This window comes from Oceanimonas sp. CAM02, from assembly GCF_032842915.1.
Taxonomy (GTDB): Bacteria; Pseudomonadota; Gammaproteobacteria; order Enterobacterales; family Aeromonadaceae; genus Oceanimonas; species Oceanimonas smirnovii.
Map to the genome: position 1 here is coordinate 52962 of NZ_JAWJBK010000041.1, position 20976 is coordinate 73937.

General features: G+C 56.3%; 26 protein-coding genes. 13 read left to right on the forward strand and 13 right to left on the reverse strand.

Translation table 11 applies throughout. From position 1 onward, the window contains the following. From hutH to R0I78_RS14645, 3 genes are all read left to right on the forward strand, one after another. Nucleotides 1-1533 carry a histidine ammonia-lyase gene (hutH, locus tag R0I78_RS14635; RefSeq protein WP_317075846.1) on the forward strand — a complete coding sequence of 511 codons (1533 nt, stop codon included), beginning with the start codon at nt 1-3 and terminating at the stop codon, nt 1531-1533. A gap of 119 nt (nt 1534-1652) precedes the next feature. Beyond that, entirely contained in the window at nt 1653-2330 is a 678-nt protein-coding gene (locus R0I78_RS14640) for a metal-dependent hydrolase (RefSeq protein ID WP_317075847.1), read from the forward strand. Nucleotides 2331-2371: 41 nt separating this feature from the next. After that, nucleotides 2372-3475 (forward strand): phosphoribosylaminoimidazolesuccinocarboxamide synthase, encoded by a 1104-nt coding sequence (locus R0I78_RS14645; protein WP_317075849.1) that lies wholly within the window; start codon nt 2372-2374, stop codon nt 3473-3475. A gap of 276 nt (nt 3476-3751) precedes the next feature. Here the strand turns inward: R0I78_RS14645 and R0I78_RS14650 are convergent, their stop codons facing one another. Then, complete coding sequence (locus R0I78_RS14650) at nt 3752-4099, reverse strand: putative quinol monooxygenase (protein WP_019935258.1); 348 nt, start codon at nt 4097-4099, stop codon at nt 3752-3754. A 74-nt stretch (nt 4100-4173) separates the two neighbouring features. Further along, nucleotides 4174-4812 (reverse strand): cAMP-activated global transcriptional regulator CRP, encoded by a 639-nt coding sequence (gene crp, locus R0I78_RS14655; RefSeq protein ID WP_019935259.1) that lies wholly within the window; start codon nt 4810-4812, stop codon nt 4174-4176. A gap of 164 nt (nt 4813-4976) precedes the next feature. Here crp and R0I78_RS14660 point away from each other — a divergent pair, with 164 nt between their 5' ends. Continuing rightward, on the forward strand, nt 4977-5381 hold the full coding sequence (locus R0I78_RS14660) for an OsmC family protein (RefSeq protein ID WP_019935260.1): 405 nt from the start codon (nt 4977-4979) through the stop codon (nt 5379-5381). 144 nt (nt 5382-5525) lie between these two features. Further along, complete coding sequence (locus R0I78_RS14665; RefSeq protein WP_019935261.1) at nt 5526-6524, forward strand: cytochrome-c peroxidase; 999 nt, start codon at nt 5526-5528, stop codon at nt 6522-6524. A 49-nt stretch (nt 6525-6573) separates the two neighbouring features. Here R0I78_RS14665 and R0I78_RS14670 read toward each other — a convergent pair whose 3' ends face one another. Genes R0I78_RS14670 through R0I78_RS14680 form a run of 3 tightly spaced genes read right to left on the reverse strand, consistent with a single transcriptional unit; the run spans nt 6574 to nt 8706 of the window. Then, nucleotides 6574-7443 (reverse strand): phosphoribulokinase, encoded by an 870-nt coding sequence (locus R0I78_RS14670; RefSeq protein WP_019935262.1) that lies wholly within the window; start codon nt 7441-7443, stop codon nt 6574-6576. A gap of 58 nt (nt 7444-7501) precedes the next feature. Beyond that, nucleotides 7502-7726: a YheU family protein gene (locus tag R0I78_RS14675; protein WP_019935263.1), complete on the reverse strand. Its 225-nt coding sequence runs from the start codon at nt 7724-7726 to the stop codon at nt 7502-7504. Beyond that, on the reverse strand, nt 7726-8706 hold the full coding sequence (locus R0I78_RS14680) for a hydrolase (protein ID WP_019935264.1): 981 nt from the start codon (nt 8704-8706) through the stop codon (nt 7726-7728). The genes R0I78_RS14675 and R0I78_RS14680 overlap by 1 nt, the downstream gene beginning before the upstream one ends. A gap of 102 nt (nt 8707-8808) precedes the next feature. Here R0I78_RS14680 and R0I78_RS14685 point away from each other — a divergent pair, with 102 nt between their 5' ends. The 3 genes from R0I78_RS14685 (at nt 8809) to R0I78_RS14695 (ending at nt 11512) form a co-directional block, all read left to right on the forward strand. Next, nucleotides 8809-9396 carry a LysE family translocator gene (locus tag R0I78_RS14685; protein WP_019935265.1) on the forward strand — a complete coding sequence of 196 codons (588 nt, stop codon included), beginning with the start codon at nt 8809-8811 and terminating at the stop codon, nt 9394-9396. A 78-nt stretch (nt 9397-9474) separates the two neighbouring features. Beyond that, nucleotides 9475-10578 carry a 1-acyl-sn-glycerol-3-phosphate acyltransferase gene (locus R0I78_RS14690; protein ID WP_317075850.1) on the forward strand — a complete coding sequence of 368 codons (1104 nt, stop codon included), beginning with the start codon at nt 9475-9477 and terminating at the stop codon, nt 10576-10578. 43 nt (nt 10579-10621) lie between these two features. Then, nucleotides 10622-11512 carry a LysR substrate-binding domain-containing protein gene (locus R0I78_RS14695; protein WP_317075868.1) on the forward strand — a complete coding sequence of 297 codons (891 nt, stop codon included), beginning with the start codon at nt 10622-10624 and terminating at the stop codon, nt 11510-11512. 163 nt (nt 11513-11675) lie between these two features. Here R0I78_RS14695 and R0I78_RS14700 read toward each other — a convergent pair whose 3' ends face one another. From R0I78_RS14700 to R0I78_RS14715, 4 genes are read right to left on the reverse strand one after another with little or no spacing between them, the layout of a single operon-like run. Continuing rightward, entirely contained in the window at nt 11676-12515 is an 840-nt protein-coding gene (locus R0I78_RS14700; protein WP_317075851.1) for a 23S rRNA (adenine(2030)-N(6))-methyltransferase RlmJ, read from the reverse strand. An 11-nt stretch (nt 12516-12526) separates the two neighbouring features. Next, nucleotides 12527-12943: a TIGR02444 family protein gene (locus R0I78_RS14705; RefSeq protein WP_019935269.1), complete on the reverse strand. Its 417-nt coding sequence runs from the start codon at nt 12941-12943 to the stop codon at nt 12527-12529. Beyond that, entirely contained in the window at nt 12940-14838 is a 1899-nt protein-coding gene (locus R0I78_RS14710; RefSeq protein WP_317075852.1) for an ABC transporter ATP-binding protein, read from the reverse strand. The genes R0I78_RS14705 and R0I78_RS14710 overlap by 4 nt, the downstream gene beginning before the upstream one ends. Nucleotides 14839-14868: 30 nt before the next feature. Beyond that, nucleotides 14869-15558 carry an AraC family ligand binding domain-containing protein gene (locus R0I78_RS14715; protein ID WP_019935271.1) on the reverse strand — a complete coding sequence of 230 codons (690 nt, stop codon included), beginning with the start codon at nt 15556-15558 and terminating at the stop codon, nt 14869-14871. A 62-nt stretch (nt 15559-15620) separates the two neighbouring features. Between R0I78_RS14715 and R0I78_RS14720 the strand changes: the two genes are divergently transcribed. Then, nucleotides 15621-15821: a YheV family putative zinc ribbon protein gene (locus R0I78_RS14720; protein WP_019935272.1), complete on the forward strand. Its 201-nt coding sequence runs from the start codon at nt 15621-15623 to the stop codon at nt 15819-15821. Between the two features lie 234 nt (nt 15822-16055). Next, a complete protein-coding gene (gene slyD, locus R0I78_RS14725; protein ID WP_317075853.1) occupies nt 16056-16562 on the forward strand; it encodes a peptidylprolyl isomerase in 507 nt (168 codons plus the stop codon). Between the two features lie 131 nt (nt 16563-16693). On the opposite strand, the gene R0I78_RS14730 is transcribed toward slyD, so the two are convergent. After that, nucleotides 16694-16909: a SlyX family protein gene (locus R0I78_RS14730; protein ID WP_019935274.1), complete on the reverse strand. Its 216-nt coding sequence runs from the start codon at nt 16907-16909 to the stop codon at nt 16694-16696. Beyond that, nucleotides 16902-17855: a hypothetical protein gene (locus R0I78_RS14735; RefSeq protein WP_317075854.1), complete on the reverse strand. Its 954-nt coding sequence runs from the start codon at nt 17853-17855 to the stop codon at nt 16902-16904. The genes R0I78_RS14730 and R0I78_RS14735 overlap by 8 nt, the downstream gene beginning before the upstream one ends. Before the next feature lie 135 nt (nt 17856-17990). Here R0I78_RS14735 and fkpA point away from each other — a divergent pair, with 135 nt between their 5' ends. Beyond that, entirely contained in the window at nt 17991-18845 is an 855-nt protein-coding gene (fkpA, locus tag R0I78_RS14740) for an FKBP-type peptidyl-prolyl cis-trans isomerase (RefSeq protein ID WP_019935276.1), read from the forward strand. Here fkpA and R0I78_RS14745 read toward each other — a convergent pair. Continuing rightward, on the reverse strand, nt 18832-19200 hold the full coding sequence (locus R0I78_RS14745; protein ID WP_040614609.1) for a GIY-YIG nuclease family protein: 369 nt from the start codon (nt 19198-19200) through the stop codon (nt 18832-18834). The genes fkpA and R0I78_RS14745 overlap by 14 nt on opposite strands. A gap of 26 nt (nt 19201-19226) precedes the next feature. On the opposite strand from R0I78_RS14745, the gene R0I78_RS14750 reads away from it, so the two are divergent. Beyond that, nucleotides 19227-19937 (forward strand): SIMPL domain-containing protein, encoded by a 711-nt coding sequence (locus tag R0I78_RS14750; RefSeq protein ID WP_317075855.1) that lies wholly within the window; start codon nt 19227-19229, stop codon nt 19935-19937. 1 nt (nt 19938) lies between these two features. Here R0I78_RS14750 and R0I78_RS14755 read toward each other — a convergent pair whose 3' ends face one another. After that, complete coding sequence (locus tag R0I78_RS14755) at nt 19939-20370, reverse strand: protein-disulfide reductase DsbD domain-containing protein (RefSeq protein ID WP_317075856.1); 432 nt, start codon at nt 20368-20370, stop codon at nt 19939-19941. A 106-nt stretch (nt 20371-20476) separates the two neighbouring features. On the opposite strand from R0I78_RS14755, the gene R0I78_RS14760 reads away from it, so the two are divergent. Next, the gene (locus R0I78_RS14760; RefSeq protein ID WP_026344864.1) at nt 20477-20953 is read left to right on the forward strand and encodes an FxsA family protein; all 477 of its coding nucleotides are present in this window, start codon (nt 20477-20479) and stop codon (nt 20951-20953) included. Nucleotides 20954-20976: the final 23 nt, after the last annotated feature.

The following is a 20976-nucleotide window of genomic DNA, read 5'->3' on the forward strand; positions in this document are numbered from 1 at the left end:
ATGAACACACTGACCATCAACCCCGGAAAAATGACCCTGGCGCAAATGCGCCAGGCCTATCAGCAGCCGGTTAAGCTGAGCCTGGACTCCAGCACCCATAAGGCCATTCAGGCCTCGGTGGATTGCGTGAACCGCATGGTGGCGGAAGACCGCACCGTCTATGGCATCAACACCGGCTTTGGCCTGCTGGCCAACACTCGCATCAAACCCGAAGATCTGGAAACCCTGCAGCGCTCCCTGGTGCTGTCCCACGCCACCGGCCTGGGCGAACTGGTGAGCGACAATCTGGTGCGACTCATCATGGTGCTCAAGATCAACGGTCTGGCCCGGGGCTTTTCCGGCATTCGCCTGGACGTGCTGGAGGCACTGATGGCGCTGGTTAACCATGAGGTCTACCCCTGTATTCCCGGCAAGGGCTCCGTGGGTGCTTCAGGGGATCTGGCGCCGCTGGCGCACATGAGCTGCGTGCTGCTGGGCGAGGGTCATGCCCGCTATAAGGGGGAGATCATCAGTGCCGGCCAGGCATTGGAGATCGCCGGACTCAAGCCCATGGGGCTGGCACCGAAGGAAGGCCTGGCGCTGCTGAATGGCACCCAGGTGTCCACCGCCTTTGCCCTGCGCGGCCTGTTTGAGGCGGAAGACTTGTTCGCCGGGGCCATTGCCGTGGGCGGCCTGACGGTGGAAGCCACCCTGAGCTCACGCCGTCCGTTTGACCCGCGCATTCACGACGTGCGTGGCCAGCAGGGGCAGATCGATGCCGCCGCCGCCTACCGCCACGTGCTGGGCGAGGCGAGCGAGATTAGCCGCTCTCACGTTAACTGTGCCAAGGTGCAGGATCCGTATTCCCTGCGCTGTCAGCCCCAGGTGATGGGCGCCTGTCTGACCCAGCTGCGTCAGGCCGCCGAGGTATTGTTAATTGAAGGCAACGCCGTGTCCGACAACCCGCTGGTGTTTGCCGACGACAACGACGTGATTTCCGGCGGCAACTTCCACGCCGAGCCGGTGGCCATGGCCGCCGACAACCTGGCCCTGGCCATTGCCGAAATCGGATCCTTAAGCGAGCGCCGGGTGTCGCTGATGATGGACACCCATATGTCGGGCCTGCCGCCCTTCCTGGTGGAAAACGGCGGGGTCAACTCCGGCTTTATGATTGCTCAGGTGTCGGCAGCAGCTTTGGCCTCCGACAACAAGGCGCTGGCGCACCCGCACTCGGTGGACTCGCTGCCCACTTCCGCCAACCAGGAAGACCATGTCTCCATGGCCCCCAACGGCGGTCGCCGGCTGTGGGACATGGCGGAAAACACCCGGGGCGTGCTGGCCATTGAATGGCTGGCAGCCTGTCAGGGGCTGGACTTCCGCGGTGGCCTGCACACCACCGAAGTGCTGGAGCAGGCGCGCCAAACCCTGCGTGAGCGGGTGAGCTATTACGACAAGGACCGTTTCTTTGGTCCGGATATCGAGCAGGCCAACGCCCTGCTCAAGGCCAACGTGCTCAGCCATCTGGTACCGGCAGGACTGTTGCCGAGCCACTGAGCCGGACAGATAGGGACGCACTGTTGCACCGTCACGGGGCTGCCTCGGCAGCCCCTGTTTTTTTGTCCAGTAGTCCCATGCTAGACTCGCCTCTTTCTTAGCGCCGGGAAAGGTGGTCGATGGCGAATTTCAGAACTCATATTCAGGTGGCAAGCGCCGCCAGCGGTTTGCTGGCCGCCGGTATGGTGTGGGCAGAGGAAGTGACCTTAACTCAGGCTTGTCTGTTGTGGCTGGCGGGCAGTCTGGGCGGTATTTTGCCGGATATGGATTCGGACTCATCCCGCTCTTTGAATATCGTATTCCGGCTGTTTGGTGCCCTGGCAGCGACGCTGGCGTTATTGTTTGGCCAGCAGCATTTGTCGCTGGTTGATACCCTGGTGCTGGGGGCGGTGGGTTATGGCCTGGTACGCTATCCGCTGTGCTGGTTTTTTGCGCATTTCACCGTGCACAGGGCCAGCCTGCATTCGTTGCTGGCCAATGCGGTATTTGGTCTGATGACAGTGGTGGTAGCCGATCGTTTGTTTAGTCAGCCATCAGATATGGCCTGGTTTACCGGCCTGTTTGTGTTTCTTGGTGCCTGCATTCACCTGCTGCTGGACGAGCTGTACAGTATCGATCTGGAAGGCCGACGCATTAAAAAATCCTTTGGTACTGCCTTCAAGCTGATTGAGTGGCCGGCACCGCTGCCCAACCTGCTGTTGCTGGCACTGCTGGCGGGCGCAATCTGGCTGGCACCGGCTCAGCCGGACCTGGGCGGCCTGCTGGTGCGGCTATTGCCGGTTTCTCACATCTGGTAGAATGGCGGCGCTTAATACCCCCCATATACAGGACAACAGTGATGAGCCTCGCAGACAAGGTTTTGGCCGTTAATAATGATCTTCCCATTCGAACCCACCAGCCGGTACACAGCGGTAAGGTGCGCTCCGTTTACTGGCTGACGGAAGCAGACAGCCGCCGGCTGATCCAGGAAAAAGGCTATAAAGTCGCCCCCGATGCGCCGCTGGCGATCATGGTGATCAGCGACCGTATCTCCGCTTTTGATTGCATCTGGCACGGCGAAGAAGGTCTTAACGGCGTACCGGGCAAGGGCGCGGCGCTGAATGCCATCTCCAATCACTGGTTCCGTCTGTTCAAGGAGCAGGGCCTGGCCGACAGCCATATTCTCGACATTCCCCATCCCTTTGTGTGGATAGTGCAAAAGGCCACCCCGGTCAAAATTGAAGCTATTTGCCGTCAGTACATCACCGGATCCATGTGGCGCAGTTATGAAAAGGGTGAGCGGGAGTTTTGCGGTATTCGTCTGCCCGAAGGGCTGAAAAAGGATCAAAAGCTGCCTGAGCTGCTGATGACGCCATCCACCAAGGGCATTCTCAAGGGTATTCCCGGCGTGCCGGAAGCGGACGACGTCAACATCACCCGCCAGAACATTGAAGACAACTTCGCCGCCTTTAATTTCAAAAGCCGGGACGACATCGCCACTTATGAGCGGCTGCTGAAAGAAGGCTTTGAGGTGATAAGCCAAGAGCTGGCGAAAATCGATCAGGTGTTTGTGGATACCAAGTTCGAGTTTGGCTATGTCACCGACGATCAGGGCAACGAAAAGCTGATCTACATGGACGAGGTGGGCACGCCCGATTCATCCCGCATCTGGGATGGACCGGCCTACCGGGAAGGTCGAATTGTGGAAAATTCAAAAGAGGACTTTCGCCAGCTGCTGCTTAAGCATTTTCCCGATCCGGACATTCTGCTCAACAAGGAGCGCATGCCCGAGCGGGAAGCCCTGGCCGAGAACAATGCCCTGCCGGTAGAAGTGCTGATGAATATTTCCCGCACCTATGTGGGCATTGCCGAGAAAATCACCGGCCAGAAACTGGAACTCTCTGACAATCCCAAGGCCGACATTATCGCCATACTGCGCGACCAGTACGGCCTGGTGGATTAAGCCCGGCCTCAGTCGGACAAAGGGACGGTTTCACGACACGCTTCGCTGAATTGCCACTCACTAAAAAGCCTGCTGCGAACATAATAAATGTTCGTTCAGGCGTTTTAGTTCGTCACGGCGAGTAAGCTCGCCCCCTGGGCGCTCGGCAAATGCATCTGACCGCCAGGGATGGTGGGAATGCCGAACATGCAGGAGCAATTTTCGGCCATGGCATTTGATCGGTCGTGAAACCGCTCCCTTTACCCTCCTTGCGAGCATTGGCCTACAATCCCTCACTCAGAAACGCGGGGCGTCAAAGTCTTCCGGTTCGTCGGTGTAGATACACACATTGTGCTCGGCCACCAGCCCGTCGGGGCTGACGCAGTGGGCTTCAAAAAACGCCTGAATACCGCTGCGCTGGCAGTGGGCCTCAAAACTGGCCATATCGGCCCAAATCTCGTTAAACACCAATGGAAAGCTGTGGCCACCGGCAAAGGGGCTGTCAACATGACGGGTGACCCGATACTGAATACAGCCGTCTTCACGCAGGGTATCGCTTTCAAGCGCCTGTAACACACGAAACAGCTCCTGCTCCTTGCCCGGTTTGGGTTTGAATGCGGCAATGCAATAAACTCGGCTCGACATCATTTTTCCTCAAGGTTGATAACCAACAAAAACGCCACCGCTAAGGTGGCGTTATCATAAACAATTCGAGTGGCTCAGCGGGTACCGAACACCACTATGGTTTTGCCGTGAGCGGTGATCAGATTCTGCTCTTCCAGCATCTTCAGAATACGGCCTACGGTTTCTCGGGAACAGCCCACAATCTGGCCAATTTCCTGACGGGTAATTTTGATCTGCATACCGTCGGGATGGGTCATGGCGTCGGGCTGACGGGCCAGGCTCAGCAGGGTTTCTGCAATACGGCCGGTCACGTCCAGGAACGCCAGGTCACCTACCTTCTGGCTGGTGGTCTGCAGCCGACTGGCCATCTGAGCCGACAGTCGCATCAGAATTTCCGGATTCACCTGGATCAGTTGACGAAATTTCTTGTAGGAAATTTCGGCTACTTCACAGGGAGATTTGGCGCGAACCCAGGCGGTGCGTACCGGGTTGTCGGTGTCTTCAAACAGACCCAGCTCACCGATAAAGTCACCCTGGTTCAGGTAAGAGAGGATCATTTCCTTGCCGTCTTCATCCTTGATCAGCACGGCCACTGAACCCTTAACGATGTAGTAGAGGGTTTCCGCCTTTTCACCCGCATGGATCAGCGAGCTCTTGGCCGGATACTTGTGAATATGGCAATGTGACAAAAACCATTCCAGGGTCGGGTCACTTTGGGGCTTGCCGATAACCATGAATATACCTCTTGAGACGGGCTGGGCTACAAAGGCTCAGCCTTATACCTAATTGCGTGGGTGAGCGGCTAGCATAAAAGGCTTGGAGACCTTCATCAAGAGCCGCGCCGGTTTTCTACTACTAAAGCAATAGGCTATTATGCCTGTTTTTATAAGGAGATGTTATGAAAGCAAAAGTCAGCTGGTTGCGGGACATGTGCTTTGAAGGCGAATCCGAGTCAGGACATAAAATCATTCTGGACGGCACCAACCCGGGCGAAGGGGCCAGCCCCATGGAACATGTGCTGCTGGGTGCCGGTGGCTGCAGTGCCATTGATGTTGTATCTATTCTGGAAAAAGGACGCCAGGTTATTACCGGGTGTGACGCCGAGCTCAGTGCCGAACGGGCGGAAAATCCCCCCCGAGTATTTACCCGCATTCATCTGCATTTTGTGGTAACCGGTCATGAGCTGTCAGAAAAACAGGTGGCGCGGGCAGTCGAACTGTCGATGGAAAAATACTGTTCCGTGATCAAAATGCTGGAAAAGGCGGTTGAGATTTCTTCTTCCTTTGAAATTAAAGCAGCCTGAGGCTCAGGCTGTATTGAGTATGGAACAGAGTGCTGACTGATCTGGGTCAAATTGAGTCTTTCTGTTTTTGATTATGCTGGGCGAAACCAGAACCATAACAACAGTCTCGTGGCTGTCATTCGCCCATCATCAGAAGGAAGCAACATGAAAATGACACTGACCAGTCTGGCCGTCGGTCTGCTGTTGGCAGGCCCTGCGGTTTATGCTCAGGGACCACGCAATGAGCCGGTACAGCCAATACCAGCTGCTGAGGTAAGCGATGCAGCCATGGCGGAACTGGGAAAAAAGCTGTTCTTTGATCCTCGCCTGTCCCGTTCGGGTTTTATTTCCTGCAACTCCTGCCATAACCTGTCGATGGGAGGAACCGATAATCTTAAAACGTCCATTGGCCATAACTGGCAACAAGGGCCGATCAACTCGCCTACGGTACTGAACTCCAGTCTCAACCTGGCTCAGTTCTGGGACGGTCGTGCAGCGGATCTCAAGGAACAGGCAGGCGGGCCCATTGCTAATCCGGGTGAAATGGCGTTTACTCATGAGCTGGCCATCGGAGTGCTGCAGTCCATTCCCGGTTATGTTTCCGAATTTGAGACGGTGTTTGGTCAGTCTGAGCTGGATATCGATATGGTCACCGACGCCATTGCCGCTTTTGAGGAAACCCTGGTGACTCCCGACTCGCCGTTTGATCAGTGGCTGAAGGGAGATGATAACGCCCTGAGCGCTCAAGCCCTGGCCGGTTATCAGTTGTTCAAGCAAAGTGGTTGTGTGGCCTGTCATAACGGCCCCAATCTGGGCGGCACGTCTTTTCAGAAAATGGGGGTGGTGGAGCCCTATCAGTCCGACTCTGATGCCATTGGCCGTGCTGCCGTTACCGGTAAGGATGCGGATCGTTTTACCTTTAAGGTGCCGACCTTGCGTAATGTGGAGCTGACCTATCCCTATTTTCATGACGGTGAGGCAGCGACACTGGAAGAGGCGGTAGATATTATGGGGCGGTTACAGCTGGGCCGGGTTTATTCGAATCAGGAAGTCAGCCAGATAGTGGCGTTTCTGAAATCATTGACCGGTGAGCAGCCCCGTTTCGAGCTGCCGATATTACCGCCGTCTACTAACCAAACGCCTGCACCCGAGCCCTTTGGCTAACAGCTGGCATGCCTCTTTTCAGGCCCGGCCATGCCGGGCCTGTTTGTATTCAGCGGATTTTTCCGGTTTCCAGCAACTGCTCCAGCATGGGGCGCAAAATCAGCTCCATGGCAAAGCCCATTTTGCCGCCGGGCACCACTATGGTGTTGCGCCGGGACATAAAGGCACCGTCGATCATGGCCAGCAGGTAGGGAAAATCCACGTTCTTGATGCCACGAAAACGAATCACCACCATGCTTTCATCCAGGCTGGGGATCACCTTGGCACTGAAGGGGTTGGACGTATCTACCGTGGGCACCCGCTGAAAGTTGATATGGGTACGGGAAAACTGCGGAGTAATAAAGTTGATGTAGTCTTCCATGGAGCGGACGATGGAGTCGGTGACTGCTTCCCGGGAGTGGCCGCGCTCAGCAGTGTCACGGATTAGCTTTTGAATCCACTCCAGGTTAACAATGGGTACCATGCCCACCAGCAGGTCGACATGTTGGGCCACGTTGTGCTCGCCGGTGACCACACCGCCGTGCAGGCCTTCATAAAACAGCAGGTTGGTATCGTCGGGCAGCTGTTGCCAGGGAGTAAAGGTACCCGGCATCTGGTTAAAGGGCACGGCTTCATCAAAAGTATGCAGGTAGCGTCGGAACTGACCGGTGCCGGTATCGCCATATTCCTTGAAAAACTGCTCCAGCAGCTCAAAGTCGTTGGCCTCGGGGCCAAAATAGCTGATATGCCGGCCCTGCTCTCTGGCCCGGCGAATGGCAACATCCATTTCCGGCCGGGTATAGCGGTGAAAGCTGTCACCTTCAAGCATGGCGGCTTTCACACCCAGCTGGGCAAACATGGACTGAAACACTTCAGTAGAGGTCGATGTGCCGGCACCCGAAGAGCCGGTCACCGCTATAATGGGGTGCTTGGCAGACATGACAAACCCTTAAATTGATGAAACCGACAGTGTTTATACGCAGTGCTCAGGGCCAAGGTCAAGGTTTGTGAGCGAAACGCTGTGCCGGCACTATGTTCACGGTTTCATGCAACTCACTATAAACAATGACCGCATCACCCCGCTCAAGTTGTTGTTTTACTTCTAATACTTTTTGTCCGAGCGAGATATCCTGCTCGCCATACTCTGTGCCTTCCTGCAGTACAAAGTGTTCAATCAAATTCTTGAGCGTGTCGTCGGACAAATCGCGATGGGAGATAATCATCAATCGTGATCCTGAGTGAAAAGTAAGTGTTGCTGCAGCCAGCCGGGTATCCGGTGCTCCAGCCAGTAACGTGGCCGCCAGGGAGCGCCGTGCATAAAGCCCACATGGCCACCATGACGGCTGAGCTCATAGGTAATGGCCGGAGGCAGGGCGTCTGCTTCCGGTATTACTGCATCTGTCATAAAGGGATCGTCGGCGGCATGCAGCACCAGCGTAGGCGTGATGATATCAGCCAGCCGTGGCAGACCGGAGCAGCGCCGGTAATAGTCATCCGCATCGTTAAAACCATGAATGGGGGCGGTCAGGCGGTTATCAAACTCCCGCAGGCTGGCAATGGCGTTAATGTCGGTGTCAATACCGGCATGGCGATGACGGGCCAGTTTTCGCTGCCAGTTAAGCTTCATACGATCGAGCAGATAGCGCTGATATACTCGGGAGAATCCGCGGTTAATGCGATCAGCACAGGCCGCCAGCTGCAGAGGGGCCGATACCACCACCGCTGCACACAGCGGATTCCGGTGATATTTAGCCAGATAATTTACCAGCATATTGCCCCCCAGAGAATAACCGATAGCCGCCATGACTCTGCCCGGAAAGCGCTGGCGCAGTGTGCTGAGCACAAAGGCTGCGTCTTCTGTTTCACCGGAGTGATAGGCTCGCAACAGCCGGTTGGGCTCGCCACTACAACCGCGAAAATGCATTAATACCGGCTGCCAGCCCTGATGGTGTAAGGCTGCCATCATGCCCTGTACATAATGAGACTGCACATCGCCTTCCAGGCCATGAAACAGCACTATCAGAGGGCGGGCTTCATCTTGCAGCGGCATGGCCCAGGCCAGATCTATAAAGTCACCGTCGGGTAAGTCAAGCCGCTCGTTTTGGTAGTGCTGGCGCTGACGGTGCAGATAACGGGCAAGAATGGTTTGCAGATGAGCATTACGCGCCCACCAGGATGGCTGAAACCGGCTTGGATGGATCATGGCAATGAGCTCAGAGGGAACAATGCACCTAAAATACTGGGCGCAGACGCTAAAATCGAGTAAAACAACGCTCTCACCGAACACATTACTGGTAACCCTGTCATGGATATCTCTCTGCTGGGGCCGGTGGCAGGTTTTGCGCTTGCTGCCTGTGGTACACCCGGCCCCAATAATATGTTACTGGCCAGCTCCGGCACTCATAATGGTTACCGGTCGTCACTCAAACTGTTGCTGGGTATCATGCTGGGGCTGCAGCTGCTGCTGCTGTTCACCGCGCTTGGGCTGGGCCGGTTGTTTGAGCTGTGGCCGGCGCTGCAATGGGGCCTTAAAATTGCCGGCAGTGGTTACTTGTTGTGGCTGGCCTGGCGCATTGCCGTGGCCCCGCCACCGAACAGTCATGAATCCGGTATGCGCTGGTATCAGGGTGCCCTTTTTCAGTTTCTGAACCCCAAATCCTGGTTAATGGCCATTTCTGCCATCAGCGGGTTTACCCTGGCAGGTGAACAATACTGGCCTTCGGCCTGGACGGTGCTGGGAGTGTTTTTAATGTGCGGCATCGTCACTGGTCACTTATGGACCTTGATAGGAATGCGGGTACGGCGCTGGCTGCACACTGATGTTCACTGGCGGCGGTTTAATAGTGTTATGGGAGCGCTGACGGCGGCCTGTGTGGTGATGATCTGGTACTGAATTTGCCCTTAACCGTTATCCTTTGAGCGCAAAGGGTGTAAAATCTGGCCGGTTTTTTGTCTTCGATTCTGGGCTTTCATGGTTTCTGACACAGATTTATTTAAAGATATTCGTCCTTATAATGATGACGAGGTGGCTGGCGCTATTGCCCGGCTGATTGCAGACGACGAGTTTATCGGTGCCATTGCCCGCTATCGCTATGGTGGTTTGTCCCGCATAGGCGGTGGCTTGGTCAAGGGACTGATTCGCCTTTACCTGACCTGGCGCTGGCGTCGGGTCACCAGTGTGCATCAGGTGCAGCTGGAGGTAGCCCGTTTTATGGAAAAAATGATAGCGGGCACCACTCAGGGCGTCAGCTATTCCGGGCTGGAGCATCTGGACCCGAATGCCGGCTATCTGTTTATCTCCAATCACAGAGATATCGCCATGGATCCGGCCTTTGTCAACTGGGGCCTGTATACCCATCAGCTGAATACGGTGCGCATTGCCATTGGCGATAACCTGCTGCGCAAGCCCTGCGCCACCGAACTGATGAAGCTCAACAAGAGCTTCATCGTCAAGCGCTCCGCCAAGGGGCCGCGGGAGATGATGAAGGCGTTCAGCGAGCTCTCTGCCTACCTGCGTCATTCTCTTGATGAACAGCACTCTATCTGGATTGCTCAGAAGGAAGGGCGGGCCAAGGACGGTAATGACAAAACGGATCCGGCCATTCTTAAAATGTTCTATATGGAAGGGAAAAAGCAGAAAATTCCCTTTAACGACTACATTAGCAGCCTGAACCTGGTACCTGTCTCCATATCGTATGAATATGACCCCGGTGATGTAGCCAAAGCCCGGGAGCTGCACGCCAAGGAAACGGCCGGTGCTTATGAAAAAAGCGAATTCGAAGATATTCAAAGCATAGTGCAGGGCATTACCGGCCATAAAGGTCGGGTTCATGTGGCTTTTGGCAAGCCGCTGAACACAGACGCAGATAATGCTGATGAGCTGGCCCGCGAGATAGATCAGGAAATACACGCCAACTACCATTTGTTTCCCAGCAATTTACTGGCAGCCGGCCAGACAGTGGGAGTAAATGACGCCGAGCGACGAGCCTTTGACGCACACATGAGCCAGGTACCTGCCGAGCTGCGCGAGCGGGTGCTGGCCATGTATGCCAGGCCGGTACTGAACAAGGGCTGACGCGCTGAACCCCCGGCTTGTTACTGCCAACCGGCTGAGCGGGCTGCGGGTATTTGCCGTGGCTGCCCGCCATGGTAGTTATTCCGCTGCTGCTGACGAGCTCTGTGTGACTCAGGCGGCAGTCAGTCAGCAGATCCGCAATCTTGAATCTTCCCTTGGTTGCCGGCTGTTTGTGCGTAAGGGGGCTGGCATGGTGCTTACTTATGAAGGCCGCACTTTACTCCCTTTTGCCGAGCAAGGGCTGGCAACGCTTGAACAAGGTCTGAATCAATTGCTGTCACCTGCTGCCGGCCCGCTGCAGCTTAGTGTGTTGCCTTCTTTCGCGGCGCGCTGGCTGATGCCAAGATTATGGCGCTTTACCGAACTTCACCCTCATCTTGAGCTGCGGCTGCAGCCCAGTCAGCAACTGGCCGACTTTGCCGCTGGCGAAGCGGATCTGGCCATTCGCTATGGCGAAGGTAATTATACTGGCCTGCACAGTGACTGGCTGATGAGTGATACTGCCTTTCCGGTGTGCGCGCCGGCGCTGGCGGCACAGCTACAGCGGGTAGAAGACCTGATCAGGCTGCCGCTGGTGGCGGGCCCGGAATACGCCGGAGTAAGCTGGGCCAACTGGCTGGCCCTGAGCGGTAATGAGCACATATTGCCCCACTGCCGCCAGCTTACTGTGGGTGATGGTAATCTGGGGCTGGAGATGGTGCTGGCAGGGCAGGGCGTGGCGCTCAGCCGCTCTGTGCTGGTGGCCGACTTGCTGCGCGAGGGCAGGCTGTGCCGTCCCTTTGCCACCGAGCTGACACCCCAACACCGCTACTATCTGGTGTGGCGTCCCGACTCTTCACGCCTGAACGACATTGCTCTGGTGCGGGACTGGCTGAAGCAGGAAGCGTTGAAAAGCAGGGATTGGGGATTAGGGAGTGGCAGGAGTTGTATTTAACAGTCAGCACTGAGGCTTCACGAAGTAACAGCGGGGATTGCCGTAGTCGACCGTCAAATGCCACGGATGGCATTTGCCGAGCGTCCCATGGATGGGCTTGAAGCGTGTCGACGGAGCGCAACCGCGCTGTTGCTTCGCATGATGTTCTGTTCGAGTTTTCTCTTTATTTCAGCCATTCCAGGGTAAAGCCGGCCTGTTGGTCCTGAGCCAGGGTCTGGCTTAAGGAAGGCAGCAGCTCGGCGAGTTTTTCATCCAGCTTCCAGGACGGGTTGAGCACTATCATGCCGGAGCCATGCATGCCAAAGTCATCGGCCTGGCTCTGCACACTCAGCTCGGCGCACAGCACTTGCTCAAAGCCGAGCTGTGCCAGTGCCTGTTTCAACCCTTCACTGCGATCCACGGCCCTGGCCAGCAGCGGATACCAGACCGCGTAAATGCCGATGGGCCAGCGCTTGCGGGCCTTTTGCAGGGTGCTGGCTACCCGCTGATAATCTTCCTTCAGCTCATAGGGCGGATCAATCAATACCAGACCGCGCTTGGGCGTGGGCGGCAACAGGCCGACCAGCCCTTCAAAGCCGTCTCTGTGATGAATGGCCACGCCGTCGCCGCTCAGATTCTGGCGCAGCAGCTCTACTTCGTTGTGATGCAGCTCCATCAGGTTGAGCCTGTCCTGGGGGCGCTGAAAGTGCGCCGCCAGCAGCGGTGAGCCGGGATAATGCTCCAGCGCATCGCCGGCATTGATGGCGCGAATGGCATTGAAATAGCCGGAAAGTTGCGGCCATTTCTCCTGTTTGTTCCAGAGTCGGGCAATGCCGCCCTGATACTCGGCCTTTTTCTGAGTCCATTCGTGGCTCAGGGTATAGCCGCCGGCACCGGAGTGAGTGTCGATATAGCTGTAGCCCTTGTCCTTGGCGCAAAGGGATTCAAGAATAAAAGCCTGCACCGCGTGTTTGAGTACATCGGCATGATTGCCGGCGTGAAAGGCATGACGATAACTAAGCATAAAAGTCTCTCTTAACCGGCAAGTTTAAGCTGCCACAGGTGAGCATTATCCACCTGTAACGTATTGAGGTAAGCAAGCAGGGCACCGCTGCCCGGCACGGCTGTCAGCACAGTGAGCAGCTCTTCCTGCTGCCAGCGCTCCAGCTCCAGCTCGTGCTGCAACAGCTGAGCATAGTCGTCGGCACCGAGTTCAGGCTTCAGCCGCCGGCGCAGACTCCGCCAGTGGGCAAACATGCCCCGCCGGCTTTCAAGCAGCGGCATAAAAGGCGCAAGTTCTGTGGTCTGCCCTTGCTCTTCCAGCAGCAGTAATAACAGCAGCAGATTTACATTGGCACCATAATCATCCTGCAGCTCCAGACAGGCGGCAGCTACACCGGGGCGGCTGTAATGCTGTTCGCTGAATTTCCACAGCTCATCGGCGTTAATCATGGCTGCTCCAGATCTTCCAGCTGCTCCTGCAGCGTCAGCCACTCTATTTCTGCCTCGGCCAGCTGTTGTTGCAGCGGGCTCTGATCTTTCAGCAGCTGCTGCAACCGGGCCTTGTGCTCGGCAGCGTAAATATCGGGGTCGGCCAGCTGCTGCTCTATAGCCGCCAGTTGCAGCTGGCAGCGCTCCATGTCTTTTTCCAGTTTGGTAATGGCCTTGCGCAGGGGCTGAGTCTGATGACGCAGCTCAGCCTGACGCCGCTTTTCAGCTTTCCGGGCCTGGGCCGAGTTGTCACCGGCGGTGCTGCTCTGAGCCGGTTGCTCGGCTTTATCCTGCTCGGTAAGCCACTGGTGATAATCATCGAGGTCGCCGTCAAACGGCTCAACCTTGCCGGCATCCACCAGATAGAATTCGTCGGTAGTGGCGCGCAGCAGGTGGCGGTCGTGAGACACGATGACCATTGCCCCTTCAAAGGCCTGCAGCGCCAGGGTGAGGGCCTCGCGCATGTCCAGATCCAGGTGGTTGGTGGGTTCATCGAGCAGCAGCAGATTAGGCTTCTGATAGACGATCAGTGCCAGTACCAGCCGGGCTTTTTCGCCACCGGAAAAGGGACCTACCGGCTCTTTGACCTTGTCGCCATGAAAGTCAAAGCCCCCCAGATAATCCCGCATGCTCTGCTCGGTGGCGTTGGGATCGAGCCGTGCCAGGTGAGTCAGTGCCGACTCCTGCGGATGCAGACTTTCCAGCTGATGCTGGGCAAAGTAGCCCAGCGCCACGCCTTTGCTGGCTTCCAGCTTGCCGTGCAGGGGCGTCAGCTCACCCGCCAGCAACTTGATAAAAGTGGATTTGCCGGCACCGTTGCGCCCCAGCAGACCGATGCGCGAACCGGGTACCAGGTTGAGCTTGATATTGGACAGAATTTCCTTGTTGCCATAACCGGCCGCCAGTTTTTCCATGGCAATCAGCGGCACCGGCAGGCTGGCCGGCGGACGAAAACTAAAGCTGAACGGGGAGTCGATATGAGCGGGCAGAATGCGCTCCATCTTTTCCATGGCCTTGAGCCGGCTCTGTGCCTGTTTGGCCTTGCTGGCCTTGTAGCGAAAGCGGTCCACGTAGCTTTGCATATGGCTGAGCGCTTTCTGCTGCTTTTCAAACATCGATTGTTGTAATGCCAGCTGTTCGGCTCGCATGCGCTCAAAATCGGAGTAATTGCCGGTATATTCGTTCAGCTGGCTGTTTTCGATATGAATAATGCGGTTGACCACGGCATCGAGAAAGTCGCGGTCGTGGGAAATCAATATCAGAGTACCGTCATAGCTTTTCAGCCAGCGTTCCAGCCAGATCACCGCGTCCAGATCCAGGTGGTTGGTGGGTTCATCCAGCAGCAGCAAGTCGGAGCGGCAGAGCAGCGCCTGGGCAAGGTTAAGGCGCATGCGCCAGCCACCGGAGAAATCACTGACCGGACGGACGTGAGCCTCGTTGGCAAAGCCCAGGCCATGCAGCAGGGCGGCAGCGCGGGCGTGAATATGGTAACCGCCGTGGGTCTCAAGCCGGCCATGCAGCTCGGCAATGGCCATACCATTGTGGCTGGCTTCGGCGGCTTCCAGCTCCCGGCACAGGCGACGATATTGCTGATCGCCATCAATCACATAGTCGAGGGCGGAGCAGTCCAGCGCCGGGGTCTCCTGAGCCACACTGGCCAGCTGCCAGTCGGCGGGCAGGGCAAATTGGCCGCTGTCCACGCTCAGCTCGCCCTTGAGCAGAGCAAACAGGGTAGACTTGCCGCAACCGTTTTTACCCACCAGGCCGACTTTCTGGCCGCCGTGAATGGTGGCAGTGGCGTCTTTCAGCAGGGGGCGGCCGCCCCGGAGCAATTCAATCTGGCTGAGGGTGATCATAGAAACCCGAAGTTGTGCAAAAGCGGTATTCTAGCTGTTTTTGCCCCGGCTATGACAGGGGCTGCCCAGCCAGTGCCGGCAATCCTGCTCAAACTGGGGGAAAGAAGCAAAGCCGTGAGCTTTGGCCAGGGCATCCGGATCTGCCGCCTTGGGCAACTCCCGCAGCATCTGCAGCAGGGCATACTGGCGCTGCCAGTTGCCGGCATCGCAGCCAAACAGGGCCCTGAAGTCTTCTTGCTCGTTATCGGCAAGGGTAAATCCTGCCGGATTGGCTGCCACGCGGGCAGGTAACTCAGCCATCGCCTCAAAAGGCAGTAATTGTTGTGCCGGCAGCTCATCATGTAAAGCGCGGCACAGCCGGCCATAAGGTCCCTGCCAGGTCTGTTCGCCCTGCCAGCGGGCCAGCTTGCCGGTAATGGCAGCCAACAGCTCAGTGGGATAAAAGCGGCCGGCCTGCTGCGGCTGAGTCAGCCGGCAGGACAGTTCAATGCGGCTGACCCGGCTGCCTGCCAGGGCGTGCCAGGCAAACAGGGTGTCAGCGGGCAGAAAAGCGCCTTCACCCCTGGTCAGCGGAACGTGCTGGCGGCCAAGCTGCAGCAGGCCCGAGCCTTTATGCACCAGCAGCAGCACACCTTTAATATGGCGGCGGCGTTTGCCCGGGGTTAAGTGAGGCAGATCGAAAAGCTGATGATGAATACTGTAATGGGCGCTTGCGGTCATTGTGATTGGTTCGTTTTTGGCGGAAAATTTTCATCATGATAAATGGTACAGGATCCCCTTTCATGGAAACCCGTCGCAGAAAGCGGTTTATAGCCGGTGCCGTCTGCCCAGAGTGTCAGTCAGCAGATACCATGATGCTGTATATGGAGCATGGTGTCGAGAAGGTCGAGTGTGTGCAATGTGGTCACCGTAAAAGTCAGGCAGATGAAAACACCGAATCTGCTGCCGGCGGTGAGGTTATTGGTATTTTTCGCCCGGAATAATTGAATATTCCACAGTTTTTGTGTGCTTTTCGTGCGTTTGGCTTGTGACCGCTTGGTATGGAGGTGCCTTTCAGGCTAGACTGCTCTTGGCAGAGCGCAAGTTTCATTCCCTGTGTTTCCTTGAATTCTGCCGCCAATGGCCCCTCGGGGCCATTTTCTGTTTATGGCCTTCATTTCATCCCGCCGGCCCATCATGTATTCTATTCAGTACCATTTACAGGCAGGGTTAATCCCATGAAAGTATCCGATAACGCAGTGGTTACACTGGACTTTACTGTCAGCAACGCCGATGGCGAAGTGCTGGACACCACCGATAACAAACAGCCGCTGGAATATCTGCACGGCACCGGTTTTCTGGTCAGCGGACTGGAAACCCAGCTTGCCGGCAAAGCCGCTGGCGACGAATTTGATGTAACTCTGACCCCGGATCAGGCTTACGGCGATTATGACGACACTCTGGTGCAGTCTGTGCCCGGCGAGCTGTTTGACGGCATGGAAGTGTCTGAAGGCGACACTTTTGTGGCCGAGACCGATGACGGTCAGCGTCCGGTGACCATTCTGGAAGTGGCCGAAGAATATGTGAAAGTGGATGGCAACCATCCGCTGGCAGGCATGACACTGTGCTTCAAGGGCGTGGTACGCGAGGTGCGTGAAGCCACCGAAGAAGAGCTGGCCCACGGCCATGTGCATGGTGAGCACGATCATGACCACAGCGGCGGCTGCTGCGATCATCACCATTAAGCGTAATGGCAATAAAAAAGGCGCTGCGGCGCCTTTTTTGTATCGTCTGTAGAGCCGTGCACGGCGAAGCAGCAGCGCGGTTACACTACGCCGACACGCTTCAGGTACATCCAGGTGACGGCTTCGCGCTGTTAGTAATGCGGCGGCGGGGTTTCTTCTGCCTGACTGGCGATCTGACCGGGCTGAATTTCCTTGAATTTTTTGCTCAGCAGGCTGAGCTGTAGCTTGAGCCGGGCAATTTCGCCACCCTGAGCGGTAATTTCCTGATTCAGTTGTTCTATGGTGTCGTCCTGAAAAGCCAGCCGGGTTTCCAGCTGCTCAAGCCGCTGCAGCACTTCGTCATTCATCATTCTGCTCACTGTTGGTGATTGTCCAGGTTTCGGCCAGGCCGGAAGAGCTGGCGCTGTAAAGCGTGTCGGGCGAAACAAAGGCGACACTATACACCATGGCGCTGGCGGGCCTTAGCTGAGTGTGTAAGCCAACCTGCCATTGCTGCAGGTGCGTGCCACTGTCAAGCTGCCAAAGATCCAGCCGGCGACTGGTGCCGCCGGTAGCCAGCAGGTTCTGTCCGGCATTCAGTCGGGCACTCACAAAAGTCTGGCCCCGTGCCGGTACTTTAAGTTGTGCCTGCAGCTCACCGCCGGGCAGGTGATGTATTTCGCCGTTACCCTGCGCGTCTGCACTAAAGGCATAGCTACCGTGTTCGTCCAGTTTAACCAGGTTGGCACTATTACTGTGCTGCCAGCTGGCCAGCAGGGCAGCATCTGTGGTCTGCCAGAAGTGCACCATGCCATCATGGCTGGCACTCAGGGCGTAGCGGCCGTTAGCAGAAAGATCCAGGCTGTTAATCACATTTTCATGGCCAAAATACTGCAACCGCCGGCCGGTGTTCAGGTTTACAAACTCCACTGTGCCATTTTGGTAACCCAATAGCAGCGCCTGGCCATTATTCGCCAGTGCCAGCGCTCTCAGGCTCTGCGGTAAGCTGTAAAAGCCCAGGTTCTGGCCGCTTTCCAGTGACCAGACAGCAACGGTATGGCTGGTTGCCGTGGCTGCGGCATTGCCGCCGGGGCTGATGGTCAGCAGCAATACAGGATCGGTTTCCTCGCCCTGATGCCACTGATAAAGCGGGGTGGCATCACCCTGCCGCCATACCTGTACCGGACCATTGCCTGAGGTAACCAGCGTAAAGCGGCCATTGGTTTCGGCGGCCAGTATGGCTCCGTTGGCCAGTGGTTGGCTGCTCAACGGAGCGTTACCGGCGTCACAGCCGGCCAGTATCAGGACAAGCATTGCCGCACCAATGAGGCCGGTGCCGCTTTTTATGTTTAAAGGGTTTCGCATGGACAAGTTGCAAGGTTAGTATAAATCCCTGAGTATAAGTCTCTCATTTTCCAAGGTGCCTGTGCACCCGATTCGGAGTTGATAATGAAAAAGCTGTTACAGGTCAGTTTGCTGGCTACCGCCGTGATGGCGGGCTTGAGTGGTTGTAATGACGAGCAGGCAGCCTCTGTTGCACCGGCAGAAAATGCCACTGCGGTTGAAGGCAAAGCGGCAGAAACTCAGGCTGCATCGTCAGCTGACGGTGCAGCGGAGCTGAGCAGTTTCGAGGATAAGTCTGCCTATGCCATTGGCCTGTCCATGGGGCGCTACATTGGCTCCACGCTCGAAAAACAGCAGGAGCTGGGTATTGACCTTAACAATGACGTAATCCTGCAGGGCGTAAAAGACGGTTTTGGTGCCGACGCTGACATGACGGAAGAAGAAGTCAAACAGGCACTGATGGACTATGACACTCATATCAATGAGCTGATTGAAGCCAAAGCCAAAGAAGAAGCGGCAGCCACTCTGAAGGAAGGGCAGGAGTTTCTTGAGAATAATGCCAAGCGCGACGGCGTTGAGGTAACCGAGTCCGGTCTGCAATATGAAGTGCTGACCGCCGCCGAAGGTGACCAGCCTGCTGCAGAAGATGTGGTCACAGTACACTACACCGGCACCTTGATTGATGGCACTACCTTTGACAGCTCGGTAGAGCGTGGCGAGCCGGCCAGTTTTCCGCTGAATCAGGTTATTCCGGGCTGGACCGAAGGGGTTCAGCTGATGCCGGTCGGTGCCAAATATAAATTCTTTATTCCCGCTGAGCTGGCTTATGGTGAAACCGGTGCCGGCTCCATTCCCGGTAATGCCGTGCTGATTTTCGAGGTAGAGCTGCTGGATATTGAAAAGGCCGCCGACGCTGAAGAAGCGGTGGCTGCACAGCAGGAAGAAGCTACTCAGCAGTAAGTGCAGCACTCGGGGCTGAGGCCCCGGTGAGTGCGGGGAGCAATTGTTGCCAGCCATCAGGCTGCGTCAGCAATTGCTCCTTTTTTGTTTTGGGCAGGCGCTTTAGCCGGTATTCCAGTTTCAGCGCTGTGGATTTGTCGGCCACCGGCTGTTGCCACACCAGGATAGCGGGACGTCGCGCCCACACATAGCGGGACGCCCGTCGCTGTATTTTATTATGCTCATGGCAGCGGCGTTCGGGCGCGGTACTGATGCCGCCGTAAAGGCTGCCATCCTGGCAGCGCAGCAAATAAAGAAACCATTGAGAAGGTGAGCTGGCCTGTGTCATGGAATGCGTTACACTCGAATCGTTCATAGCGGCAAATGCTAACGGGGTTTTTTATGAAAGCAAACGGAACCGGGCAGGCAGCCCTGCTGGGCGGCCTGATAGCCCTCGGGCTGATTTGGGGCGGCAGTTATCTCAAGGATGCGGTGCACATCTGGAAGCAGTCGGAGCGGGTGGTATCGGTAAAAGGGCTGGCCGAGCGGGAAGTGCGGGCCGATCTGGTGCTGTGGCCTCTGAGCTTTTCGGTGTCTGCGGACACTCTGGAAAACCTCTATACCGCCATTGATAGGGACAGAAGCAAGATCACCGGCTTTTTGCTGCAACAGGGTTTTGCTCAGAATGAGCTGAGTTTTTCTGCCCCCGTAGTACAGGACGTGTGGGCCAGCCAGTATGGCGAACAGCGCTCTCCGCTGCGCTACCGGGCTGATGCCGTGTTGCTGGTACGCAGCAATCAGGTGGATCTGGTAAAAAACTCACAGCCGGCAGTGGCTGGCCTGGTCAGTCAGGGTGTGTTACTGACCCAGAGCTATGAACATAAAACCCAATATATTTTTACCGGCCTGAATGACATCAAGCCCGACATGATTGCGCAGGCTACCGCCAATGCACGAGAGGCGGCCCGTCAGTTTGCTGATGATGCGGATGCTCAGGTGGGCGGCATTCGCGCGGCCCAGCAGGGATATTTTTCCATCGCGGATCTGGACAGTTACACGCCAGAAGTGAAAAAGGTACGGGTTGTGACCAGTGTGGAATATTTGCTGGAATAACTCAGTTAAGCTCAATAGCCAGCTGCTGGGGCGGATAACAGAAGCCGGTGCCGCACCCCTGGTAAGATAAGGTGAGCCGGCTGTTTAGGGTTGCATGCTGTAATGGCAGAATAAGTGTAAGAGGCTCCCGAAAAACATGGCTTTTGCCAAAATACTCGTCCTGATGAAGCTCACCGGCCGGCAGCTGCCAGTTGCCCAGCGTCAGGTTTTCGGCAGTCAGTTGCAGCTTATCCCGGTAAAGGTAGGTGCCGGGCGTTATATTAATGTTCAGCTGTACCACTGTGTCCGTGCGTTCGTGTGTGATGACAAATGCCTGCTCCACCGGCATAACCTGATTCCCGGCTGGTGCTGATGCAGAGCGCTGTTCCAGCGCCAGGTAAGCCAGCATCAGGGCCGGGGTGGCAAGAGCGGCGATCATCAGGGCAGGTTTCAAGGGTGTGCTCCTTGGTGTGCAGTAACATTTGAAAAACGGGACAGATGTCCCCATTTCTATCAGCTTGACCCCCATTGTAAGCCGTGAACGGCAAAAAGAGGTGATTGTGGGCAAAGTATTATTGTTTTTGGTTGGTGCCGGCTTGCTGGAAATTTTTGTATTTATCGAGGTGGGCTCAGCCATTGGTGCCTGGAGTACCATAGCGCTCATTCTGCTTACGGCCATTATCGGCATCAGCCTGGTGCGCATTCAGGGTCTGCAGACCCTGATGGAAGCTCAGCAAAAAGTAAACCGGGGTGAAACGCCGGCGCGGGAAATGGTGTCGGGTATGATGCTGGCACTGAGCGGTGTATTGCTGTTGCTGCCCGGCTTTGTCACCGATTTTGCCGGCGTTCTTCTGTTGCTGCCGCCGGTGCGCACCGCCCTGGCGGAGCGCTTTTTGTCCCGGGCCCATGTGCGCGGTGACAAGGGCCATACCTTCAGTGCCGAGTATTACTACCACACTGAAACCCGAGTGAACGATGAGAGTAACAGAAAAGGCGTTACCTTTGAGGGCGAAGCCGAGCGCAAGGACGACAAATAACCGGCCCCTTCAGGAGCTGGAAG

Bases quoted from the DNA above. Each gene is read 5' to 3' on its own strand.
- hutH (WP_317075846.1), top strand. From the start codon at position 1: ATGAACACACTGACCATCAACCCCGGAAAAATGACCCTGGCGCAAATG.
- R0I78_RS14640 (WP_317075847.1), top strand. From the start codon at position 1,653: ATGGCGAATTTCAGAACTCATATTCAGGTGGCAAGCGCCGCCAGCGGT.
- R0I78_RS14645 (WP_317075849.1), top strand. From the start codon at position 2,372: ATGAGCCTCGCAGACAAGGTTTTGGCCGTTAATAATGATCTTCCCATT.
- R0I78_RS14650 (WP_019935258.1), bottom strand. From the start codon at position 4,099: ATGTCGAGCCGAGTTTATTGCATTGCCGCATTCAAACCCAAACCGGGC.
- crp (WP_019935259.1), bottom strand. From the start codon at position 4,812: ATGGTTATCGGCAAGCCCCAAAGTGACCCGACCCTGGAATGGTTTTTG.
- R0I78_RS14660 (WP_019935260.1), top strand. From the start codon at position 4,977: ATGAAAGCAAAAGTCAGCTGGTTGCGGGACATGTGCTTTGAAGGCGAA.
- R0I78_RS14665 (WP_019935261.1), top strand. From the start codon at position 5,526: ATGAAAATGACACTGACCAGTCTGGCCGTCGGTCTGCTGTTGGCAGGC.
- R0I78_RS14670 (WP_019935262.1), bottom strand. From the start codon at position 7,443: ATGTCTGCCAAGCACCCCATTATAGCGGTGACCGGCTCTTCGGGTGCC.
- R0I78_RS14675 (WP_019935263.1), bottom strand. From the start codon at position 7,726: ATGATTATCTCCCATCGCGATTTGTCCGACGACACGCTCAAGAATTTG.
- R0I78_RS14680 (WP_019935264.1), bottom strand. From the start codon at position 8,706: ATGATCCATCCAAGCCGGTTTCAGCCATCCTGGTGGGCGCGTAATGCT.
- R0I78_RS14685 (WP_019935265.1), top strand. From the start codon at position 8,809: ATGGATATCTCTCTGCTGGGGCCGGTGGCAGGTTTTGCGCTTGCTGCC.
- R0I78_RS14690 (WP_317075850.1), top strand. From the start codon at position 9,475: ATGGTTTCTGACACAGATTTATTTAAAGATATTCGTCCTTATAATGAT.
- R0I78_RS14700 (WP_317075851.1), bottom strand. From the start codon at position 12,515: ATGCTTAGTTATCGTCATGCCTTTCACGCCGGCAATCATGCCGATGTA.
- R0I78_RS14705 (WP_019935269.1), bottom strand. From the start codon at position 12,943: ATGATTAACGCCGATGAGCTGTGGAAATTCAGCGAACAGCATTACAGC.
- R0I78_RS14710 (WP_317075852.1), bottom strand. From the start codon at position 14,838: ATGATCACCCTCAGCCAGATTGAATTGCTCCGGGGCGGCCGCCCCCTG.
- R0I78_RS14715 (WP_019935271.1), bottom strand. From the start codon at position 15,558: ATGACCGCAAGCGCCCATTACAGTATTCATCATCAGCTTTTCGATCTG.
- R0I78_RS14720 (WP_019935272.1), top strand. From the start codon at position 15,621: ATGGAAACCCGTCGCAGAAAGCGGTTTATAGCCGGTGCCGTCTGCCCA.
- slyD (WP_317075853.1), top strand. From the start codon at position 16,056: ATGAAAGTATCCGATAACGCAGTGGTTACACTGGACTTTACTGTCAGC.
- R0I78_RS14730 (WP_019935274.1), bottom strand. From the start codon at position 16,909: ATGAATGACGAAGTGCTGCAGCGGCTTGAGCAGCTGGAAACCCGGCTG.
- R0I78_RS14735 (WP_317075854.1), bottom strand. From the start codon at position 17,855: ATGCTTGTCCTGATACTGGCCGGCTGTGACGCCGGTAACGCTCCGTTG.
- fkpA (WP_019935276.1), top strand. From the start codon at position 17,991: ATGAAAAAGCTGTTACAGGTCAGTTTGCTGGCTACCGCCGTGATGGCG.
- R0I78_RS14745 (WP_040614609.1), bottom strand. From the start codon at position 19,200: ATGAACGATTCGAGTGTAACGCATTCCATGACACAGGCCAGCTCACCT.
- R0I78_RS14750 (WP_317075855.1), top strand. From the start codon at position 19,227: ATGAAAGCAAACGGAACCGGGCAGGCAGCCCTGCTGGGCGGCCTGATA.